This is a genomic window from Mycobacterium bulgaricum (assembly GCF_041287165.2).
Taxonomy (GTDB): Bacteria; Actinomycetota; Actinomycetes; order Mycobacteriales; family Mycobacteriaceae; genus Mycobacterium; species Mycobacterium bulgaricum.
Genome location: NZ_JBGGKV020000020.1, coordinates 1 through 19,337, shown reverse-complemented (window position 1 = coordinate 19,337; position 19,337 = coordinate 1). Strand labels below are relative to the sequence as shown.

Genomic DNA, 19,337 nt, shown 5'->3' with positions numbered 1-19,337 from the left:
CGGCGCCGGACTAGAAGTCCGGCTCGTCGTCGGCGTCGGCCCCTGAGGCGTCGCTGCCGCCGCGGATCAACATCAACGTGCCCGCGAGCTCGTCGGGTTTGACGAGCACCTCGCGCGCCTTGGAGCCTTCCGACGGGCCGACGATGCCGCGGTTCTCCATGAGGTCCATCAGGCGGCCGGCCTTGGCGAAACCGACGCGCAATTTCCGCTGCAGCATCGACGTCGACCCGAACTGACTGGACACCACGAGTTCGACGGCCTGCAGGAACACGTCCATGTCGTCGCCGATGTCGGGGTCGACATCCTTGCGCTCGCCGGCCTTGACCGCGGTGACGCCTTCGACGAACTCGGGCTCGGCCTGATCCTTGGTGGCCGAGACGACGGCGTGGATCTCCTCGTCGGTGATGAAGGCGCCCTGCAGACGCAGTGGCTTGTTCGCGCCCATCGGCAGGAACAGCCCGTCGCCCATGCCGATCAGCTTCTCGGCACCGGGCTGGTCCAGGATGACGCGGCTGTCGGTCAGCGACGACGTGGCGAACGCCAACCGCGACGGCACGTTCGTCTTGATGAGACCGGTCACGACGTCGACCGACGGTCGCTGGGTCGCCAGGACGAGGTGAATGCCTGCAGCGCGGGCCTTCTGGGTGATCCGCACGATTGCCTCTTCGACGTCGCGGGGCGCGGTCATCATCAGGTCGGCGAGCTCGTCGACGATCGCGAGGATGTACGGGTACGGCTTGTATTCGCGGTTGCTGCCCAGCGGCGCGGTGATCTCACCGGAGCGCACCTTCTCGTTGAACACGTCGATGTGGCGCACCCGCGAGGCCTGCATGTCCTGGTAGCGCTGCTCCATCTCCTCCACCAGCCACGCCAGCGCGGCCGCGGCCTTCTTCGGCTCGGTGATGATCGGCGTGATCAGGTGCGGAATGCCTTCGTAGGGCGTTAGTTCCACCATCTTCGGGTCGATCAGGATCATCCTGACCTCGTCGGGGGTGGCGCGGGCGAGCAGCGAGACCAGCATCGAGTTGACGAAGCTGGACTTGCCGGAGCCGGTGGAACCGGCCACCAAAAGGTGCGGCATCTTCGCGAGGTTGGCCGAGATCATCTCGCCCTCGATGTCCTTGCCGAGACCGATCACCAGCGGGTGGTGGTCGGAACGGACCACCGGGTCGGTGAGCACGTCGGCCAGGCGCACCATCTCGCGGTCGGTGTTGGGCACCTCGATGCCGACGGCGGACTTGCCGGGGATCGGGGCGAGCATGCGCACGCTCTCGGTCGCCACCGCGTAGGCGATGTTGCGGTGCAGCGCGGTGATCTTCTCGACCTTGACGCCGGGGCCGAGTTCGACCTCGTAGCGCGTCACGGTCGGTCCGCGTGTGCACCCGGTCACCGCGGCGTCCACCTTGAACTGCTGCAGCACCGACGTGATCGCGTCGGTCATCGCCTGGTTGGCCGAGGTCAGCCGCTTCGGCGGATCACCGGCGACGAGAAGGTCGAGTGACGGCAGGGTGTACGGCCCGTCCACGACACGGTCCATGACCAGTTTCGGTTCCTTGCGCGGCTTCTTGCGCGGCTTCGTGACCGCCGCAGGCGCCGCCGGCGCGTCGTCGTCGAGCGGGTAGTTGTCCATCGGCGTGCCCACGGGCCCGGCGGGACGGGTCAGCGGCACGGTGGGTTGGGCGGCCGACGGCCAGGCCTCCGCTTCGTCGAGGGGTGCGTCGTAGTAGCCGTCGGAGAAGTCCTCGGAGGCATCCCCACCGTCATGGTCGTCGTCGTCGTAGTCGTCGTAGTCGTCCTCGTCGTAGTCGTCTTCGTAGTCGCGGTTCCAGCGCGTCGTGAACATGTCGCGAACGGTGGCGGGCACCTCGCGGATCGTCGTGCCCGTCACCAGCAGCACGCCGAAGAGCACACCGATGAACAGCAGCGGTGCCGCGATCCATGAGGTCAGCCCGTCCGACAGCGGGCCGCCGAGGACGAACCCGACGAATCCGCCTGCGTGCTGACGACCCACCGGATCGGCCGGGGACCCCGACCACAGGTGCCACAGGCCAAGCGCAGGTAACGCGATCATCGCGAAGCCGAGGATGAGCCGGGGGCGCGCCTCGGGGTCGGGCTCGGTGCGCATCAGCGTGATGCCGATGACCGCGAGCGCGAGGGGCAACAGCACGACGGCCGCCCCGATGAGGACGCGCACGACGGTGTCGATCCATTCACCGACGGGGCGTGCCGCGTCGAACCAGGAGCTCGCGGCGACGACGACGGCGAGGCCGAGAAGGGCGAGAGCAAGGCCGTCGCGACGGTGGCCGGGCTCGAGGTCGCGCGCCCGGCCCACCGACCGCGCCGTACTTCCTGCGCCCTTGGCGACCATCAGCCAGCCGGCGCGGACTCCGCGGCCGACAGCCGTTCCCGCCGAGGCGACGGCCGAGTTCTTCCGAGCGGGCTTGCGGCGCGGCGCAGACGGGCGCGCTGGCCGTCCTCCGCCGCGCGAAGGGGCCTTTGACCTGGTCTGACGTCCAGCCGATCGGGCCGCGGTCTTACTCGCCATGGGGACAAGCCTAGTCGCAAACGCCTCAGATGCACCATGCGCCACACTGGTCACAGATCGGTGTCACCCCGGCCTCGGGCCGGTAGCGGCCTCGCAGGGGTATCGCCTGCCGGCGACAGGCACGGCAGGAGACAGTACGGTGACATCTGTTCAGTCCAGCTCAGTGCTGATTCCACTCAACGAGGAGTTTCGAATGCCGATCGTCGTCGTCGCCACCATGAAGGCCAAGCCCGAGTCCGTCGATACGGTCCGGAATGCCTGCACACAGGCCATCGAAGCAGTCCACGACGAGCCCGGCTGCCAGCTCTACTCACTGCACGAGTCCGACGGCACCTTCGTGTTCGTCGAGCAGTGGGCCGACGCCGACGCACTGCAGGCACACAGCGCCGCACCCGCGGTGGCCACACTCTTCGGCACCGTCGGCGATCACCTCGACGGCGCCCCCGACATCAAGGTGCTGCAGCCCGTCGTCGCCGGCGACCCGGCCAAGGGTCAGCTGCGCGCATAATCATGGGCGAACTCACCGGCAAAGTCGCTTTCATCACCGGCGCCGCGCGCGGTCAGGGCCGCGCGCACGCCGTGAAACTCGCCTCCGAGGGCGCCGACATCATCGCGCTGGACCTTTGCGCCCAGATCGAATCGGTCCCCTACCCGCTGGCCACCCCCGAGGACATGGCCGCGACGGTCAAGCTCGTCGAGGACACTGGTGCGCGCATTGCGACCTACGAGGCCGACGTCCGCGACCGCGATGCCGTCAAGGCTGCCGTACGGGACGGCACCGAGAAACTCGGCAACCGCCTCGACATCGTCGTCGCCAATGCAGGCATAGCACCGATGGCCGCCGACAACGCGTGGCAGGACGTCATCGACGTGAACCTGACGGGCGTCTACAACACGATCGATGTGGCGATGAAGCCGATGGTGAAGTTCGGCAACGGCGGCGCGATCGTGCTCACCAGCTCGGTCGCGGGGTTGGTCGGCCTCGGCGCGCCGGTGGCGGGTTCGGTGGGCTACGCGGCGGCCAAGCACGGCATGGTCGGCATCATGCGGGTGTACGCGAATTTCCTTGCCCAGTACAGCATCCGGGTCAATTCTGTGCATCCGGCAGGAGTGAACACCCCGATGATCGACAACGAGTTCACCCGGTCGTGGCTGAACGGGATGGCACAGCAGAGCGAGGGCGGCCCGGATATGGGCAACGCGATGCCGGTGCAGGCCTTGGAGCCCGAGGACATCGCCAACGCGGTGTTCTGGTTGGTGTCCGATTCCGCCCGGTACGTCACCGGGATCACGCTGCCGGTCGACGCGGGGTATATCAATAAGCGATGACCCCTCGAAACGCCGCCGCCCAGACCGCTTTCGGGCCCATGGCGCTGGCGGCCATCGAGCACAACGAGCCCCCTGCGCGCCGCCTGGTCGATGACGATCTCGCAGAGTCGTTCCTGCCCAACAGGTTTCGCCTCCTGGTCCGGGCTACCCGCTCCGAAGCGCTCCGGCGGGCGGTGGTATCGGCCATCGACCGCTCAGGCCCCGGCCTGTGGGCCAGCATCGCGTGCCGCAAGCGTTACATCGACGAACGCCTCTCGGATCCGCTGAACGACACCGACACGGTGGTGATCTTGGGTGCGGGCCTCGACACCCGCGCCTGCCGCATCGCCCGCCACAGCGACATGCCGGTGTTCGAGGTCGATCAGCAGGTCAACTCCGAACTCAAAGCGGCGGTGCTGCAGCGGGCACTGGGATCGGTTCCGCCGTCGGTGCACCTCGTTCCCGTCGACTTCGAGCACGACCCGCTGATCCCGACGTTGGAGGAGCATGGGTACCGCCGCGACCGGCCCACGTTCTTCATCTGGGAGGGCGTCACCCAGTATCTGACCCCGGAGGCGGTGAGAGCGACCCTTGCCCAACTCCGCGACGCCGCGCCGGGCAGCAGGCTGGTGTTCACCTACATCCGCCAGGACTTCATCGACGGCACCAACCTCTACGGCGCCGAATCGGTGTACCGGAAGTTCCGCAAGCGCCGCCAGGTCTGGAAATCCGGGCTCGTGCCCGAAGAGGTCGCAGAGCTGCTCGCCGAGTACGGCTGGCGTCTGCTCGAGCAGGCCGGGCCGAGTTACTTCCGCGACACCTACATCCGCCCCACCGGCCGCGACGTCGCCGCGTCGGCCGTCGAATGGACGGTGATGGCCGACCGGTGAGGAGATGAGAGCCTTCTCATTCGGCTCTCATGTCGTTGACACCGGCCGCCGCCAGGCTGCTCCCATGCGTTTCGTCTTCAGCGGTGCCACGACGCTGGCGGTGCTGCCCAGCTCCGTTCACAGCCCCCGCACCGACGGCGATGACGGTGATGACGCGCGGCGGTCCCGACGGTGACGCGATCACCGACCTGGTGGCGACATTGAACGGGCTGCTCGACCGCGTCGAGTCGGGAGTGGAGCAACCGACGTTCCTCCATCCCGCACCCGTCGACGTCGACGCGCTGACGGGCGAGGTCTACGAAAAGGTCCGCAAACTCGCTGACCGCGATTTCGTGCTGCAGTGCTCCGCCATCGGAACGGCCGTGCTGGATCCGCAACGCATCACGCAGGCACTCGACGCACTGGCCGACAATGCATGCTGTTTTACCAGGCCAGGAGGGTAGATCAGCGTAGGATCGGAGCTGTCGGGCGGCTGGCTGAAGTTCTGGGTATCCGATTCCGGACCGGGCGTGAGCCCCGAGAACCGGGCCGGGATCTTCGATCGGTTCGCCCGCGGTGAGCAAATGGGAGCGCATTTCGAGGGCGCGGGTCTGGGGCTGTCGATCGTGCGCGCCATCGCTGTTGCACACGGGGGGAACGTGATGCTCGATTCGGTGCTGGGACGGGGCTCGACCTGCTCGGTGTTGATCCCGGTTGTCTCGCCGGGCCCGGAAGTTCAGCCGTGGCCGCCATTCTGATCGCCGAGGACGAGCCGCGGATCTCGGCATTCGTCCGGAAAGGTCTGTCCGCCAACGGATTCTCGGTGACCGTGGTCTCCGACGGGCCGTCTGCCTACGCCTATGCACGCAGCGGCGACTTCGACCTGATGGTGCTCGACATCGGATTGCCCGGAATGGACGGGTTCACCGTGCTGCGTCGCCTCCGCGCCGAGGGCAGCGCACTCCCCGTCGTGGTTCTGACCGCCCGCACCAGCGTCGCGGACACGGTGGCCACGCTCGAGGGCGGAGCCGACGACTACATCCCGAAGCCGTTCCGCTTCGAGGAACTGTTGGCTCGTGTGCGCCTCCGGCTGGCCCCGGAGCGCGTCGCGGAGATGACCTCGTTGTCCTATGGCGGGCTCCGGTTGGACCTGCGCACCCGCAAGGCCCACGTCGGTGACTATTCGGTGGACCTTTCCGCGCGCGAGTGCGCGCTGGCGGAGACTTTTCTGCGGCATCCAGGTCAGGTGTTGTCGCGCGAACAGCTGCTGAGTCAGGTGTGGGGTTACGACTACGAGCCGGGGTCCAATGTGGTCGACGTCTATGTCCGCTATCTGCGGCGCAAGCTGGGCGCCAATCGTTTCGTCACCCTGCGCGGCATGGGGTACCGACTCGAGGCGATCCGTTAGTTGTTCCCACAGCAAATAGACCATCAGCGCAAATTCAGTACTTGTCCGACGCATTGAAACAGTTGTTAACAGTTAATTGAAACGGTCGGTAGCGGAATTGTTCGGGAGTCGGATTTCGTGTGCTGAGACCAAATTTTCAGCGTATTTAGCTGCATAAATGCCCGATCATGACCGATTCATTGGTTTCGCTGCACATGGGTAGACGATAATTTACGCAAAGTCATATTAGGGAATCAAGATCTTTTATACGCGCGTATTGCCAGCGGGATTCCGCTGTGCATAATAGCTGTGGAGCAACGCGAAGCAGTCCCGCTCTCCGGCCGCCGCGCCACGGTTTACGAGGGGTAACCATGACAGCGCGGCGCGCCGACTACGTCAGGTGACGGCGGCAGCCGATCAGATCTCGATAACGGTGGGAACGATCATCGGCTGCCGGCGGTAGGTCTCCCCCACCCACTTGCCGACAGTGCGCCGCACGCCCTGGGCGATCCGCGTCGGATCGGTGACGTTCTGAGAGGCCAGGTGCTCCAGCTCCTGCTCCACCTTGCGGGCCACGGGTTCGAGCGCCTTGGGGTCTTCGGAGAAGCCCCGCGAATGCAGGTGCGCAGGAGCGGCAGGTTGGCCGGTGCCGCGCCGAACCACCACCGTGACCGCGACGAACCCCGAGGACAGGATCAGGCGCTCACCCAGCGTGGCGTCGCCCACGTCGCCGGTGATCAGCCCGTCGACGAACATCTTGCCGACCGGCACCGCACCGGCGATGCTGACGCGCCCGGCCACCAGATCGACGCTGACCCCGTTTTCGGCGAGGACGATGTTCTCCTCCGGCACACCGGTTCTCGCCGCGAGCGCCGCGTTCGCCCGCAGCATGCGCCACGTCCCGTGCACGGGCATGACGTTGCGCGGTCGCACCCCGTTGTAGAGGAACAGCAGCTCGCCCGCGTAGGCGTGCCCCGAAACATGAACGCGCACTTGTTGATTGGTGACGACACGGGCACCGATCTTGGCCAGTGAATCGATGACCCCGTAGACCGCCTCTTCGTTTCCCGGAATCAAAGAGGACGACAGGATAATCAGGTCGCCTGCGGTCAGCGTGATGCTGCGATGCTCACCGCGCGACATTCGGGACAGCGCCGCCATCGGCTCGCCCTGCGTGCCGGTGGTGATGAGCACGACCTGGTCGGCGGGCATCATCTCGGCGGCGGCGATGTCGAGCACATCCTCGTCGGCGACCTTCAGATAGCCCAGTTCGCGCGCGATGCCCATGTTGCGCACCATGGAGCGCCCGACGAATGAGACCCGCCGACCCAGCGCGACAGCGGCACCGATGATCGACTGCACGCGGTCGACGTTCGACGCGAAGCAGGCCACGATGACCCGGCCCTCGGCGCCGCGCATCAACCGGTGCAGCGACGGGCCGACCTCGCTCTCCGATGGGCCCACACCGGGGATCTCGGAGTTCGTCGAATCGCAGAGGAAGAGGTCGACGCCCGCGTCTCCGAGTCGCGACATCCCCGGTAGGTCGGTCGGCCTGCCGTCGGGGGGCAGTTGATCGAGCTTGATGTCACCGGTGTGCAGCACCGTGCCCGCACCGGTATGGATGCCGATTGCCAGGCAGCCGGGAATCGAGTGGTTGACGGCGAAGTACTGACACTCGAAGACGCCGTGGGTGGTCTTCTGCCCCTCGGTGACCTCCACGAACTTAGGACTGAGCCGATGCTCGCGGCACTTCTCGGCGACGAGGGCGAGCGTGAATTTCGAGCCGACGATCGGAAGATCGGCACGCTGTTTGAGCAGGAACGGAATCGCGCCGATGTGGTCTTCGTGCGCATGGGTGACGACGAGTGCCTCGACGTCGTCGAGGCGCCCCTCGACGTGGCGAAGATCCGGCAGGATCAAGTCGACACCGGGTTCGTCATGGGTGGGGAACAACACGCCGCAGTCCACGATGAGCAGTCGGCCCAAATGCTCGAAAACGGTCATGTTGCGGCCGATTTCGCCAATGCCGCCGAGTGCGGTGACCCGCAGGCCGCCCGGGGCCAACGGTCCCGGTGGAGTATGCGCCAAATCCACTAGCCGACCACTACCTCAGCACCGCGGCGGCACGCATGTCGGCCGCGAGCGCCTCGATCTGTTCGTCGGTTGCGGGGATCTGCGGCAGTCGGGGGTTGCCCACCTCGAATCCCTGCAGCCGCAGCCCTTCCTTCGAGAGCGTGACACCGCCGAGGCGGGACTGCGCGGCACTCAACGGCCCGAGGGCCACGTTGATCTTCCGGGCGGTGGCTACGTCGCCGGACGCGAACGCCGCCAACATGTCTCGCAACGGACCGGCCGCGAGGTGGCCCCACACGCTGATGAAACCTACGGCGCCCATCGCGAGCCACGGCAGGTTCAGTGCGTCATCGCCCGAGTAGTAGGCCAGGCCGGTCTCGGCGATGATCTGGCCGCCGCCGTGCAGATCGCCCTTGGCGTCCTTGATCGCGACGATGTTGGGGTGCTCGGCGAGCGCGCGAATCGTGTCCCATTCGATCGGCACCACCGAGCGCGGCGGAATGTCGTAGAGGATCACGGGCAGATCGGTCGCGTCGGCCACAGTGGTGAAGTGCGCGGCAAGGCCTGCCTGCGGGGGCCGTGAGTAGTACGGGGTGACGACGAGCAGGCCGTGGGCACCCTCGGCGGCGCTGGCTCTGGCCAGGTGCACGCTGTGCGCGGTGTCGTAGGTGCCTGCGCCGGCGATGATGCGTGCGCGGTCCCCGACCGCGTCCAAGACCGCCCGTAACAGCTGGATCTTCTCGTCGTCGGTGGTGGTGGGCGACTCGCCGGTGGTCCCCGACACCACCAGGCCGTCACAGCCTGCGTCGACGAGACGGACGGCCAGCCGGGCCGCGGTTTCGATGTCGAGCGAACCGTCGGGCTTGAACGGAGTCGCCATAGCGGTCAACAGGGTGCCCAACCGGGCCGGCGCGTCGAATCCGCTGGTACTCACGGGCACCAAGATTACCCGGTCGCCCTTGCGCCCAACGAATGGCTTTCCGGATCACACCTCGGTTGCCAGCGGGCTCGTCGCCACCTCGGTACCGTCGGCCAGCGCGACGATCTCGAAGTCGGAGAACACCTGGGGTGCGACAGCGATCAACTGGCGCAGGCACTCGATCGCCAGCCGCCGGATCTCGACGTCGGCGTGTTCGCTGGCGCGCATCGCGATGAAGTGACGCCAGGCCCGGTAGTTGCCCGTCACGACGATGCGCGTCTCGGTGGCGTTGGGCAGGACTGCGCGCGCGGCCTGGCGGGCCTGTTTCCGCCGCAGCGTCGCATTGCCCGAGCCGGCCAGTTTGTCCTCCAGCCGGGCGAGCAGTTCGGTGTAGGCGGCGCGGCCGGCGTCGGCGGCTTCGGTGAAGATCTGCAGCAACTCGGGGTCGTCCTCGATGCCGGGCGGCGCGACCACCTGCGAATCCTGTTCGGGCACATAACGTTGCGACAGCTGCGAGTACGAGAAATGGCGATGCCGGACGAGTTCGTGCGTGCAGGACCGGGACACCCCGGTGATGTAGAAGGACACCGAGGCGTGTTCCAGCACCGAGAAGTGACCGACGTCGATGATGTGCTGCAGATACGCGGCATTCGTCGCGGTGCGCGGATTGGGTTTCGACCAGCTCTGGTAACAGGCGCGCCCGGCGAACTCCACCAGGGCGGCACCTCCGTCAGCATCGGTGCTCCACGGCACGTCCGGGGGCGCCGCGAACTCCGTCTTGGCGATCAGCTGCACGCGCAGCGGCGCAATCTCGGCCACCGGCTGAGACTAACGTGCCTGCACAGCGAGCCGGCGGCGGCGACGCTCGGTCGAACGCTGCGACGTCACCGTGAATCGCCGTCGAGGTAGCGGTGTTCGACGCGGTCGCCGCCGGAGCGCTTCGCCCGATACATTGCGGCGTCGGCGACGCGGATGAGCTTCTCCAGGAACTCCGGGTGCTGGACCTCGACGCCCGCCGGGATCGTCGCGCTGCACACCCCCACGCTGCCGGTGATCCCGAAAGGCAGCGCCGCGATGCCCGCGCGGATCCGTTCGGCGGTGGACACGTGTCGGGACGCGGCGCCGAGGTCGGCGACCACGAACTCCTCACCCCCGAGCCGGCCGAGCACCGCGCCGGACCCGCTGTACTGCGCGAGCACCGCCGCGACCTCCACCAGTGCGGCATCGCCGACCGCGTGGCCCTGACTGTCGTTGAGACGCTTGAACTTGTCGAGGTCCACCATCGTCACGTTGACGGCGATGTTCACTTCCTGCTTGGCGACCACGTGTTCGTGCACGGTGTTGTAGAACGAGCGGCGGTTGAGCAGGCCGGTGAGCGGGTCCCGGTCCGAGTTACGCAGATCGGTGTGGAGTGAGTGCACGAGCGTGTGAATGCCGAACGGCACCCCGACGTTGAGGCCGAGCACGAGCAACAGTGAGCTCGCCACCATCCACACGTCGCCGGTCTCGACGAACCACCTCGTGGCCGCGACGGCCGCGACGACGACTGCGAGCAGGAAGTTGGCCAGCACGTGCGCCATCGCGTGGAAGTACGCGATGAACCCGCCGATGGCCGCGAACACCGTGCACCCCATCAGGCCGCCGTACGGGTCCGGGACGACCAGGCATCCCACGGCGATGCACCCGCTGCAGACGGCGGTGTAGGCCAGCGACTGTCCGCGGGTGGGCCAGCGAACCAACCACACCAGGGCGGCGGCGAAAGCGGCCAACGAGGTGGCGACCGCGATCCCCGTGACCACCGGACCGCGCGGTCCGGCAGGACTGGCAACCATCATGACGGGGACGGTGCCGATCAGAACCGTGAAGACAAAGGTGGCCGCTCGCCACAGCTTCTGCAGGTCACGATCGCGCAGGTACGAGCTGAACCAGTCGAACTGGTCCGCCTGCTGCCACCACCAACCAACCACGCCACATTCCCGCAATCCGATGACGCGGTATGTCACAGCGTCAAGAATGCAGTCTGCCTCGAGACGGCCACCACGTCACATCGGGGTCACATCGGGGTCGCCTCGGGGTCCCGCACGGCTCGCCCGGTCCCCCTCACCCGGGGTCGGCGTGGACGAAGTCGACGACCACCGCCGCGAGTTCGGGGCCCTTGTCCTCCTGCAGGAAGTGTCCGCCGCCAGCGATCGTCACCTCGGGTTGACCCTGCGCGCCCGGGATCAACGTGCGCAGCGGCGCGTCAGCGCCCCGGGTGATCGGGTCGGAGTCGGAAAAGGCGCACAGAAACGGCTTGTCGAACTGCCGCAGCCCCTCCCAGGCCGCCCTGTTCGCCGGCGCCGCGGGATCGTCGGGGCTGGTCGGTACCAAGATCGGAAATTGCCGCGCGCCGGCTTTGTACGAGTCGTCGGGAAACGGTGCGTCGTAGGCGGCGATGACGTCGGCGGGCAGCGTGGAGACGCATCCCCCGTTGACGATGTTGCCGACGGGGAAGTCCGGGGTCTCTTGGCTGAACCGCTGCCACGCCAGGAACGCCTCGCCGGGGTGCTGATCCCCCGTCGGAAGGGTGGTGTTCGCGGCGACCACGCGCGCAAAGCGGTCCGGGTGTTCGCCGACGAGTCGCAGGCCGATGAGACCTCCCCAGTCCTGGCACACCAGCGTGACACCGGTCAGTCCGATCGCCTCGATCGCCGCCCACGTCCAGTCCACGTGCGCCTGATACGTGTAGTCCTCGCGCCGGGTCGGCTTGTCGCTGCGCCCGAAGCCGACGAGGTCGATGGCGACGGCCCGGAGCCCGGCGTCGACGAACACCGGGATCATCGAGCGGTACAGGTAGCTCCAGGACGGCTCACCATGCAGAAGCAGCACCACCGGTGCGTCGGCGGGCCCCTCGTCGAGGTAGTGCATGCGCAGCCCGTCGACGTCGACGTAGTGAGGGGAAAACGGGAAATCGGGCAGGTCGGCGAACCGCTCGTCGGGAGTACGCAGAACGTCCATGCGTTCAGCTAACCAAGGCGTCGCACAGCTGCGGGACCAAATCGCCGCGCTCGCCCACCACGACGTCCGACAGCCCCAGCCACGAGGCCATGTGCTGGAGCTGGACGGCCAGCTCGCCGGCGATGTGCGGGCGGTCGCGACCCTCCTCCGTGAACGCTCCGACCACGTGCAGCGCGCCCGCGACACGGTCGGCTTTGAGATCGACGCGGCCGACGAGGTCGCCATCGAGGAGAAATGGCCAGACGTAGTAACCGAATTGGCGCTTGGGCTGCGGTGTGTAGATCTCGATGCGGTAGTGGAAGCCGCCGAACAGCCGCTCGACGCGCGGCCGGAAGAAGATTAGCGGGTCGAAGGGGCACAGCAGCGCGGTGCCGCGGTCGCGGCGGGGCACGATCTGGCCCGCGCGCAGGTAGGCAGGCGCCGGCCAGCCGTCCACCTCGACCTGTTCGATCTCCCCCGCCGCGATCAGATCGGCGATGGCCGGTTTGACCTGCCGCGCCCCCAGCCGGAAGTAGTCGCGCAGGTCCGCCTCGGTGCCGATACCGAGTGCGGTGGCGGCGCGCAGCGTGAGCTCGCGAACGGCGTCCGCCTCGTCGACCCGGCGCTCGACCACGTCGGCGGGCAGCACCCGTTCGGTGAGGTCGTAATGCCTGGCGAATCCGACCCGCGTCGCTGTGGTCAGCACGCCCGCCGACCACAGCGCCTCGGCAACCCACTTGGTGTCGCTGCGATCCCACCAGGGGCCCTTGCGTCCTCGCGGTTCCGACTCCAGGTGGGCCTCGATCTGTCCTGCTGTCAGAGGGCCGTGCGCGGCGACCGTGGCGACGATGTCTTCGGCGAGCTTGGCGTTCTTCTTGACGATCTCGACGCCCCACCGGCCGTGTTCGTACTCCCGCATCCGCCAGCGCAGCAGAGGCCAGTCGTCGACAGCCATCAGCGCGGCCTCGTGCGCCCAGTACTCGACGAGCAACCGGGGCGATTTCTTCGAGTGGCTCCACGCGGCACGGTCGACGATGTCGCGGTCATAGGGGCCGAGACGGCTGAAGACGGGGGCGTAGTGGGCGCGCACCGCCACCGACACCGAATCCAGCTGCAATACCTGCAGCCGGGCGATCAGGCGCTTGAGGTGCGCACGCGTGACGACGCCGGACGGCTTCGCCTCGTGGAAACCCTGCGCCGCGACCGCGACCCGCCGCGCCTGCGCAGCGGTGAGCCTCACTTTTTTAGGTAGCTGTAGAACTTGTACCGCAGCCCCGAGGAGCTGTCGCGCCAGTCCCCCTCGGTGCCCACCCACGCTTCGTCGAGAAGCGGCGCGAGTGCGTCCTCGTCCTGCCGGTGCAGATCAAGGTCGATCTCGGTGACCTCACACCGTGTCGCCAGCGGTAATGCGAGTCCGTAGACCTGCGAGCCGCCGATCACCCACGCGTCGTCCAGCGGCGCGTCCTCGAGGGACGTCACCACTTCTGCTCCGTCTGCCATGTAGTCAGCCTGCCGGGTGAGTACGACATTTCTGCGTCCTGGAAGCGGGCGGAACTTCGCCGGCAGCGATTCCCACGTCTGCCTGCCCATGATCACGGTGTGGCCCATCGTGAGTTCCTTGAACCGGGCCATGTCCTCCGGCACGTGCCACGGGATGCCGTTGTCACGGCCGATCACGCCCGAGCTGGACTGCGCCCAGATCAGATTGAGGTCCGTCATGATGCGGACCTGCAAGCAGTCCTCATCATCGTCGATTCGGACCTGCAAGCAGTCCTCATACCGCCACCGGGGCTTTTATGGCCGGGTGCGGCTCGTAGTTCTTGATGACAACGTCCTCGTAGGTGTAGTCGAAGAGCGAATCTCGCTGCCCCAGAACAAGTTCCGGGTAGGGCCGAGCCTCACGGGACAGCTGCTCGGTCACCTGGTCGACGTGGTTGTCGTAGATGTGGCAGTCACCGCCGGTCCAGATGAACTCCCCCACTCCCAGGCCCGCCTGGGCGGCCATCATGTGGGTCAGCAGCGCGTAGCTGGCGATGTTGAACGGAACGCCGAGAAACAGGTCGGCACTGCGCTGATACAGCTGGCAGCTCAGGCGGCCCTCGGCGACGTAGAACTGGAAGAAGGCGTGACATGGCGGCAGCGCCATCTGCGGGATCTCGCCGACGTTCCAGGCGGAGACGATGTTGCGCCGCGAGTCCGGGTCACGCTTGAGCAGTTCCAGCGCCGCGCTGATCTGATCGATGTGTTCGCCGGACGGCGTCGGCCACGAGCGCCACTGCACGCCGTACACGGGGCCGAGATCACCTGTCGGAGAAGCCCATTCGTCCCAGATCGTAACGCCGCGCTCTTGTAGCCATCGCACGTTGGAGTCGCCGCGCAGGAACCACAGCAATTCGTAGACGATCGATTTGGTGTGCACCTTCTTAGTGGTGATGAGCGGGAAACCGGCGTTCAGGTCGTACCGCAACTGGTGGCCGAACACGCTGCGGGTGCCGGTGCCGGTGCGATCCGATTTGGGGATCCCGCTGTCGAGCACAAGACGCAGAAGATCCTCATAGGGGGTGACGATCGGCACGCGCTTAGCTTACGTCCAGCGGCGCGGAGTAGAACGGATCCCATGCCGAGGATCACCGACACCGTGACGACCGCCGACGGTTCCTGCACCGTCAGCCTGCACACCCCCGACGGTAAGGGCCCGTGGCCGGGTGTGGTCATGTACCCCGATGCGGGCGGGGCACGTCCGACGTTCGACGAGATGGCCGGCAGGCTCGCCTCCTACGGCTATGCGGTGCTGGTACCCGACGTGTACTACCGCGAAGGCGAGTGGCAGCCCTTCTCGATGGCGACGGTGTTCTCCGACGACACCGAGCGCAAACGACTCTTCGGGATGATGTCGAAGGTGACGCCCGAGATCATGGCCTCGGACGCGGTCACGTTCTTCGACTATCTGGCCGCACGACCCGAGGTCAGTGGTGAATCGTTCGGGACGACCGGCTACTGCATGGGCGGGCGCACCTCGCTGGTGGTCGCCGGCCGGGTTCCGCAGCGCGTCGCGGCCGCGATGTCCTTCCATGGCGGCGGACTGGCCTCCGACGATCCCGGCAGCCCGCACCTGCTGGCCGACAGGATCGAGGCAGCCGTATACGTCGGGGCGGCCCGCAACGACAAGTCGTTCACCGCCGAGAACGGCGAGACGCTGGACAAGGCGCTCACCGCGGCCGGCGTCGAGCACGCCATCGAGTGGTACCCGGTCGAGCACGGCTTCGCAGTGCCCGACAACGCGCCCTACGACGAAGCGGCGGCAACCAGGCACTGGGATGCCATGGAGTCATTCTTCGGCGCGCACCTTCGCTGAAAGACGTTGCGCAAGAATGTTTTAGGACGTGGTGTTGCGGCGCGAATGCATGACGGCGGCCACGCCGCGGACGACCCCGCGTGCGGCGTAGACACCCGCCAGGATGCTCAGCACGATCAGCACGATGAACATCAGGGTCCAGTTCGCGCGGTGGTGGTCGACGTTCCACCAGATGATGGTGAACAGGATCGCGCAGATGAAGACCACGATGTCTCGCCAGTTGCCCTGATACGACGCCGCCAGTTCGCGCATCTCACGGTTCTTGTCGACGGCCGCGATCAGCGAGTCGATCCGCAGATCGATCACGCGCTGCAGCTCCGCGCGGCGTTCGACCTGCTCTTCGGGAATGCGGTCCAGCAGGTCCATGTCTTTGGAATGCCCCGTACGTCGGGTGCCTTCAGGTTTCCGGCGGCGATCCCGAGCAGCGCGCCACCCGCGATCGGCGCTCCGGCGAGGGCGAGTTCGGCGATACCGGGCATCACGGCTCCTTATCAGCTGGTTCGTCATCGTCTTACCACCGCGGTGACGGAATTTCGGCTCCGCGTTCGGGGCTCGTAATCTACGCTCTGGTTAACGACGTCAGGCTCTAATAGCTGGCCTGGCATCGTGGGGGGATTAGCCGTGACCAGATCATCGAGGATGGACGTACCTCTGCGCGAGCTGCGCGGAGTGACGGTGCTTGCGCACCTCAATGCCGAGAATCGCCACGACATACCGGCCACACTTGCCACGTTCCGGCCGGGGTCCGAACGCACCGAGATGCCCGGCGACGATGTGGCCGACGGGCGTGCCGCCGTCGCCGATTCCTACCGCGAGCTCTTCACCGCGTTTCCCGACATGCATTTCGACATCGCGCCTGACTCGTTCGGCCATCAGGGCGATCGGGTGATCTTCGAGACGGTCGTGCGCGGAACGCACCGCGGACCGTTCCGCGGGCTGCCGGCGACGGGACGCCGTCTGAACCTGCCGATCGTCACCGTGTTCGAGTTCGACGGCGCCGATCTGATCTGCGAGCGCGTGTATTTCGACCGGCTGACGCTGTTCATCCAGCTCGGCATCGGGCGTGAACCCAACTCCGTCCCGGGCAAGATGTCGACGCTTCTCAGGCATCCGGTGACCGGCCTGCGGGCGGCCATGCGGGCGCGCCGTCGTCACTCCGTCAGCTGAGGGACCGCCTTCCGGGACGCTACTGCGCCAGAAAGCCTCCGTCGACGGGTAGCACGGCGCCGGTGATGAATGAGGCCTCGTCGGAGGCGAGGAAGGCGATCGCGCTGGCCACCTCGGCAGGTTCACCCAGCCGACCCATCGGATGCATGCGCTGCACAGCGTCGAGGTACTCCGCGCCGCCGGGCTCTTCCGGAAGACGGTTGACCCGTTCCGTCTTGATCGTCCCCGGGGCCACGGCATTCACCCTGATGCCCCTGTCGGCCCACTCGACGGCGAGATGCTTTGTCAGGCCGGTAGCGACGAATTTCGCGGGCCCGTAGGCCGCCTGCCGCTTCTGCCCGGCCAGCCCTGAGATCGACGAGAGGCAGACGATGGCGCCACCGCCGCTTTTCACCATCGCTTCGATGGCGAACTTGCACGTGAGGAACATTCCGCGCCCGTCGATGGCCATCACCTGGTCCCAATCGGCAGCCGTCATCTCCGTGGCGTCGCCGAGCGGGATGATTCCGGCGTTCGCGACGAGCACGTCGAGCCGTCCGAATGATTCGGCCGCAGCGGCGATCATGCGGCGGGCATCCTCCTCGACCGAGACGTCGCCGACGACTGTCTCGACTTCCGCACCGGCGCCGCGCAATTCATCGGCCAGCGCCAGCAACGGGTCGCGCTGAACGTCGGTGGCGATGACGCGTGCGCCCTCGGCCGCGAAGCGCTCGGCAGTCGCCCGACCGATACCGAACGCGGCACCCGTGACCACAGCAGACTTTCCCGAGAGGCGTCCAACCATCCGCGTCACAGCTCCTCCGAAGTAAGCGTCGCCCTGATAGTTCCTCAAAGCGACGCGGGGAACCGCGGAATCGGCCAAGCGGTCAAACCATCAGGCCGGCGGCGACCGTCGCTCCGAGATTCCAGCACGCCTCGAGGTCGTCTTTGGTCGGCTTCCCCGACACCACCACCGTCTCGGCAGCCTGCTCCCAGCCCAGGCCTCCGGTGATTCCCGCAAGGGCGCGCTGCGCGCCTTCGGTCCCTTCGTTGCCGTGAAGGTAAACGCCGAACGGCCTGCCCCGGGTCGCATCGAGCAGCTGGTAGTACGCGCAGTCGAACGCGTGTTTCATTGCGCCGCTGACGTATCCGAGGTTGGCGGGTGTGCCCAGCAGGTATCCGTCGGCCGCCAGCATCTCCGCCGGCGAGACGGTCAACGCCGGCCGCCGTAGCACGTCGACCCCTTCGATGTCGGGATCGGTCGCACCGGCGACGACCGCCTCGAACATCTCGTGACAGTGCGGCGAAGGAGTGTGGTGGACGATCAGCAACGTCGTGCTCATCGCACCGATTCCTCCATCTGCACAGCCTTTTTCATGGTCTCCCTCGCTCTGGAGCGGTCGCCTGCGTAGTCGTAGGCGCGTGCCAGCCGATACCAGCGCAACCAGTTACCGGGGTCGTCCTCCAGTTCCGCGCGGACCGTCTGGAAAAGTGCGTCCGCGGCATCGCGTTCGATGCGGCCGGAAGCCCGTCTCGGCAGGTCGGCGACGTCGAGCTCCATGCCTTGTTCTCGGGCCTTGCGCGCCAGGCGCTGGTGCGCGAGCCCCGCGCGCAGAGTCGCGAGCAGAACCCAGACACCGATTCCGGGAAGAATGAGGATCGCCATGCCCAGCCCGATCGGGGCGACCTCGCCGGAACCGATGAGGATGAACGCCGCGCGTCCCAGCAGCACGAAATAGACGATGAGCGCGACGCACATGAAGCCGATGAGCAGCTGGATGCGAAGTGCGCGCCCCCCGTCGCTCATGCCAGGTCGAGGAGGGGTTCGATACCGATCGTCAGACCCGGGAAGCCGCGGATCTTGCGCACCGCGAGAAGGACGCCGGGGACGAAAGAGGTGCGATCGATGCTGTCGTGGCGGATCGTCAGCGTCTCACCGAGGGTGCCGAACAGCACCTCCTGATGTGCGACGAGACCTGCAAGGCGCACCGAGTGCACCGGGATACCGTCGACGTCGGCTCCCCTCGCCCCGTCCAGTCCGGTACTGGTCGCATCGGGGTTGGGCGGCATACCTTTTCGCGCCTCGGCGATGAGCCGCGCCGTGCGCGCCGCCGTTCCCGACGGGGCGTCGGCCTTGTGCGGATGATGCAGCTCGATCACCTCGACGGACTCGAAGTACTTGGCGGCCTGCTGCGCGAAGTGCATCGACAGCACGGCGCCGATCGCGAAGTTCGGGGCGATGAGCACCGACACGTCGGGCTTCGCGTCAAGCCATTCTCTGACCTGCTCGAGCCGCTCGTCGGTGAAGCCGGTGGTTCCGACGACCGCATGAATCCCGTTGTCGATCAGAAATTTCAAGTTGTCCATGACGACGCTGGGGTGGGTGAAGTCGATGACGGCCTCGGTGTCGCTGTCCACCAGCGCGGACAGCGGATCGCCGGCGTCGACTCCGGTGGTGAACGTCAGGTCGTCGGCGTCCTCGACGCCCGCGACCATGGTCGCGCCCACCTTGCCCTTGGCGCCTAAGACTCCGACCCGCATAGGGCTCACCCTATCGGGCCTCGTGGTGGCCCTTGATTGCCGACCTCTGAAATTTCTTCTGTCGCTTGGGTTTCTCTGGTCACATGACGGTCGTATGTGTCGGTGGTTCGAACTAGTGTTCGATGTGTGGAGGTGGTGTCGGAGGCGTTGGCGGGGATGGGCGAGCAGATCGCCATCCTGTCGAAGGCCTGTGACGAGTTGTCCCATCGTGAGTTGAT

The 19,337-nt window shown here is 66.8% G+C and carries 21 protein-coding genes and 1 pseudogene; 8 read left to right on the top strand and 14 right to left on the bottom strand.

Going from position 1 to position 19,337, the window contains the following annotated elements:
- Window positions 1-10: 10 nt before the first annotated feature.
- The gene (locus ACAG24_RS28140; RefSeq protein WP_445206238.1) at window positions 11-2,545 is read right to left on the bottom strand and encodes a DNA translocase FtsK 4TM domain-containing protein; all 2,535 of its coding nucleotides are present in this window, start codon (window positions 2,543-2,545) and stop codon (window positions 11-13) included.
- Between the two features lie 193 nt (window positions 2,546-2,738).
- Here ACAG24_RS28140 and ACAG24_RS28135 point away from each other — a divergent pair, with 193 nt between their 5' ends.
- The 6 genes from ACAG24_RS28135 (at window position 2,739) to ACAG24_RS28110 (ending at window position 6,130) form a co-directional block, all read left to right on the top strand.
- A complete protein-coding gene (locus tag ACAG24_RS28135) occupies window positions 2,739-3,053 on the top strand; it encodes a putative quinol monooxygenase (RefSeq protein WP_370476060.1) in 315 nt (104 codons plus the stop codon).
- Between the two features lie 2 nt (window positions 3,054-3,055).
- On the top strand, window positions 3,056-3,874 hold the full coding sequence (locus ACAG24_RS28130; RefSeq protein ID WP_370476061.1) for a mycofactocin-coupled SDR family oxidoreductase: 819 nt from the start codon (window positions 3,056-3,058) through the stop codon (window positions 3,872-3,874).
- A complete protein-coding gene (locus ACAG24_RS28125; RefSeq protein WP_370476062.1) occupies window positions 3,871-4,743 on the top strand; it encodes an SAM-dependent methyltransferase in 873 nt (290 codons plus the stop codon). Before ACAG24_RS28130 ends, ACAG24_RS28125 begins: the two co-directional genes overlap by 4 nt.
- A gap of 140 nt (window positions 4,744-4,883) precedes the next feature.
- A complete protein-coding gene (locus ACAG24_RS28120) occupies window positions 4,884-5,186 on the top strand; it encodes a sensor histidine kinase family protein (RefSeq protein WP_370476063.1) in 303 nt (100 codons plus the stop codon).
- Window positions 5,187-5,480: a sensor histidine kinase gene (locus ACAG24_RS28115; RefSeq protein WP_374150810.1), complete on the top strand. Its 294-nt coding sequence runs from the start codon at window positions 5,187-5,189 to the stop codon at window positions 5,478-5,480. It abuts the gene before it with no gap.
- Window positions 5,465-6,130 carry a response regulator transcription factor gene (locus ACAG24_RS28110; RefSeq protein WP_370476064.1) on the top strand — a complete coding sequence of 222 codons (666 nt, stop codon included), beginning with the start codon at window positions 5,465-5,467 and terminating at the stop codon, window positions 6,128-6,130. The genes ACAG24_RS28115 and ACAG24_RS28110 overlap by 16 nt, the downstream gene beginning before the upstream one ends.
- 396 nt (window positions 6,131-6,526) lie before the next feature.
- On the opposite strand, the gene ACAG24_RS28105 is transcribed toward ACAG24_RS28110, so the two are convergent.
- From ACAG24_RS28105 to ACAG24_RS28070, 8 genes are all read right to left on the bottom strand, one after another.
- On the bottom strand, window positions 6,527-8,203 hold the full coding sequence (locus tag ACAG24_RS28105; protein WP_370476065.1) for a ribonuclease J: 1,677 nt from the start codon (window positions 8,201-8,203) through the stop codon (window positions 6,527-6,529).
- Window positions 8,204-8,213: 10 nt separating this feature from the next.
- Window positions 8,214-9,122 (bottom strand): 4-hydroxy-tetrahydrodipicolinate synthase, encoded by a 909-nt coding sequence (gene dapA, locus ACAG24_RS28100; protein ID WP_445206237.1) that lies wholly within the window; start codon window positions 9,120-9,122, stop codon window positions 8,214-8,216.
- Window positions 9,123-9,167: 45 nt separating this feature from the next.
- Window positions 9,168-9,920: an FAD-dependent thymidylate synthase gene (gene thyX, locus ACAG24_RS28095; RefSeq protein WP_370476067.1), complete on the bottom strand. Its 753-nt coding sequence runs from the start codon at window positions 9,918-9,920 to the stop codon at window positions 9,168-9,170.
- A 65-nt stretch (window positions 9,921-9,985) separates the two neighbouring features.
- Window positions 9,986-11,104, bottom strand: a complete 1,119-nt coding sequence (locus ACAG24_RS28090; RefSeq protein WP_370476068.1) for a GGDEF domain-containing protein — start codon at window positions 11,102-11,104, stop codon at window positions 9,986-9,988.
- A 97-nt stretch (window positions 11,105-11,201) separates the two neighbouring features.
- The gene (locus tag ACAG24_RS28085; protein ID WP_370476069.1) at window positions 11,202-12,098 is read right to left on the bottom strand and encodes a haloalkane dehalogenase; all 897 of its coding nucleotides are present in this window, start codon (window positions 12,096-12,098) and stop codon (window positions 11,202-11,204) included.
- A 4-nt stretch (window positions 12,099-12,102) separates the two neighbouring features.
- Window positions 12,103-13,317: a winged helix-turn-helix domain-containing protein gene (locus ACAG24_RS28080; RefSeq protein WP_370476070.1), complete on the bottom strand. Its 1,215-nt coding sequence runs from the start codon at window positions 13,315-13,317 to the stop codon at window positions 12,103-12,105.
- Entirely contained in the window at window positions 13,314-13,796 is a 483-nt protein-coding gene (locus ACAG24_RS28075; RefSeq protein ID WP_370476071.1) for a dihydrofolate reductase, read from the bottom strand. The genes ACAG24_RS28080 and ACAG24_RS28075 overlap by 4 nt, the downstream gene beginning before the upstream one ends.
- A 55-nt stretch (window positions 13,797-13,851) precedes the next feature.
- Complete coding sequence (locus ACAG24_RS28070) at window positions 13,852-14,652, bottom strand: thymidylate synthase (protein ID WP_370476072.1); 801 nt, start codon at window positions 14,650-14,652, stop codon at window positions 13,852-13,854.
- A 42-nt stretch (window positions 14,653-14,694) separates the two neighbouring features.
- Between ACAG24_RS28070 and ACAG24_RS28065 the strand changes: the two genes are divergently transcribed.
- Window positions 14,695-15,432: a dienelactone hydrolase family protein gene (locus ACAG24_RS28065; protein WP_370476073.1), complete on the top strand. Its 738-nt coding sequence runs from the start codon at window positions 14,695-14,697 to the stop codon at window positions 15,430-15,432.
- Between the two features lie 21 nt (window positions 15,433-15,453).
- Here ACAG24_RS28065 and ACAG24_RS28060 read toward each other — a convergent pair.
- A pseudogene (locus ACAG24_RS28060) lies at window positions 15,454-15,911 on the bottom strand (hypothetical protein).
- 142 nt (window positions 15,912-16,053) lie between these two features.
- Between ACAG24_RS28060 and ACAG24_RS28055 the strand changes: the two are divergent.
- Window positions 16,054-16,599: an ester cyclase gene (locus tag ACAG24_RS28055; protein ID WP_370476074.1), complete on the top strand. Its 546-nt coding sequence runs from the start codon at window positions 16,054-16,056 to the stop codon at window positions 16,597-16,599.
- Between the two features lie 19 nt (window positions 16,600-16,618).
- Here ACAG24_RS28055 and ACAG24_RS28050 read toward each other — a convergent pair whose 3' ends face one another.
- The 4 genes from ACAG24_RS28050 to dapB form a co-directional block, all read right to left on the bottom strand.
- A complete protein-coding gene (locus ACAG24_RS28050; protein WP_370476075.1) occupies window positions 16,619-17,383 on the bottom strand; it encodes an SDR family NAD(P)-dependent oxidoreductase in 765 nt (254 codons plus the stop codon).
- An 82-nt stretch (window positions 17,384-17,465) separates the two neighbouring features.
- The gene (locus ACAG24_RS28045; protein WP_370476076.1) at window positions 17,466-17,921 is read right to left on the bottom strand and encodes a flavodoxin family protein; all 456 of its coding nucleotides are present in this window, start codon (window positions 17,919-17,921) and stop codon (window positions 17,466-17,468) included.
- The gene (locus ACAG24_RS28040; protein WP_370476077.1) at window positions 17,918-18,385 is read right to left on the bottom strand and encodes a hypothetical protein; all 468 of its coding nucleotides are present in this window, start codon (window positions 18,383-18,385) and stop codon (window positions 17,918-17,920) included. Before ACAG24_RS28040 ends, ACAG24_RS28045 begins: the two co-directional genes overlap by 4 nt.
- On the bottom strand, window positions 18,382-19,119 hold the full coding sequence (gene dapB / locus ACAG24_RS28035; protein WP_370476078.1) for a 4-hydroxy-tetrahydrodipicolinate reductase: 738 nt from the start codon (window positions 19,117-19,119) through the stop codon (window positions 18,382-18,384). The genes ACAG24_RS28040 and dapB overlap by 4 nt, the downstream gene beginning before the upstream one ends.
- Window positions 19,120-19,337 lie beyond the last annotated feature (218 nt).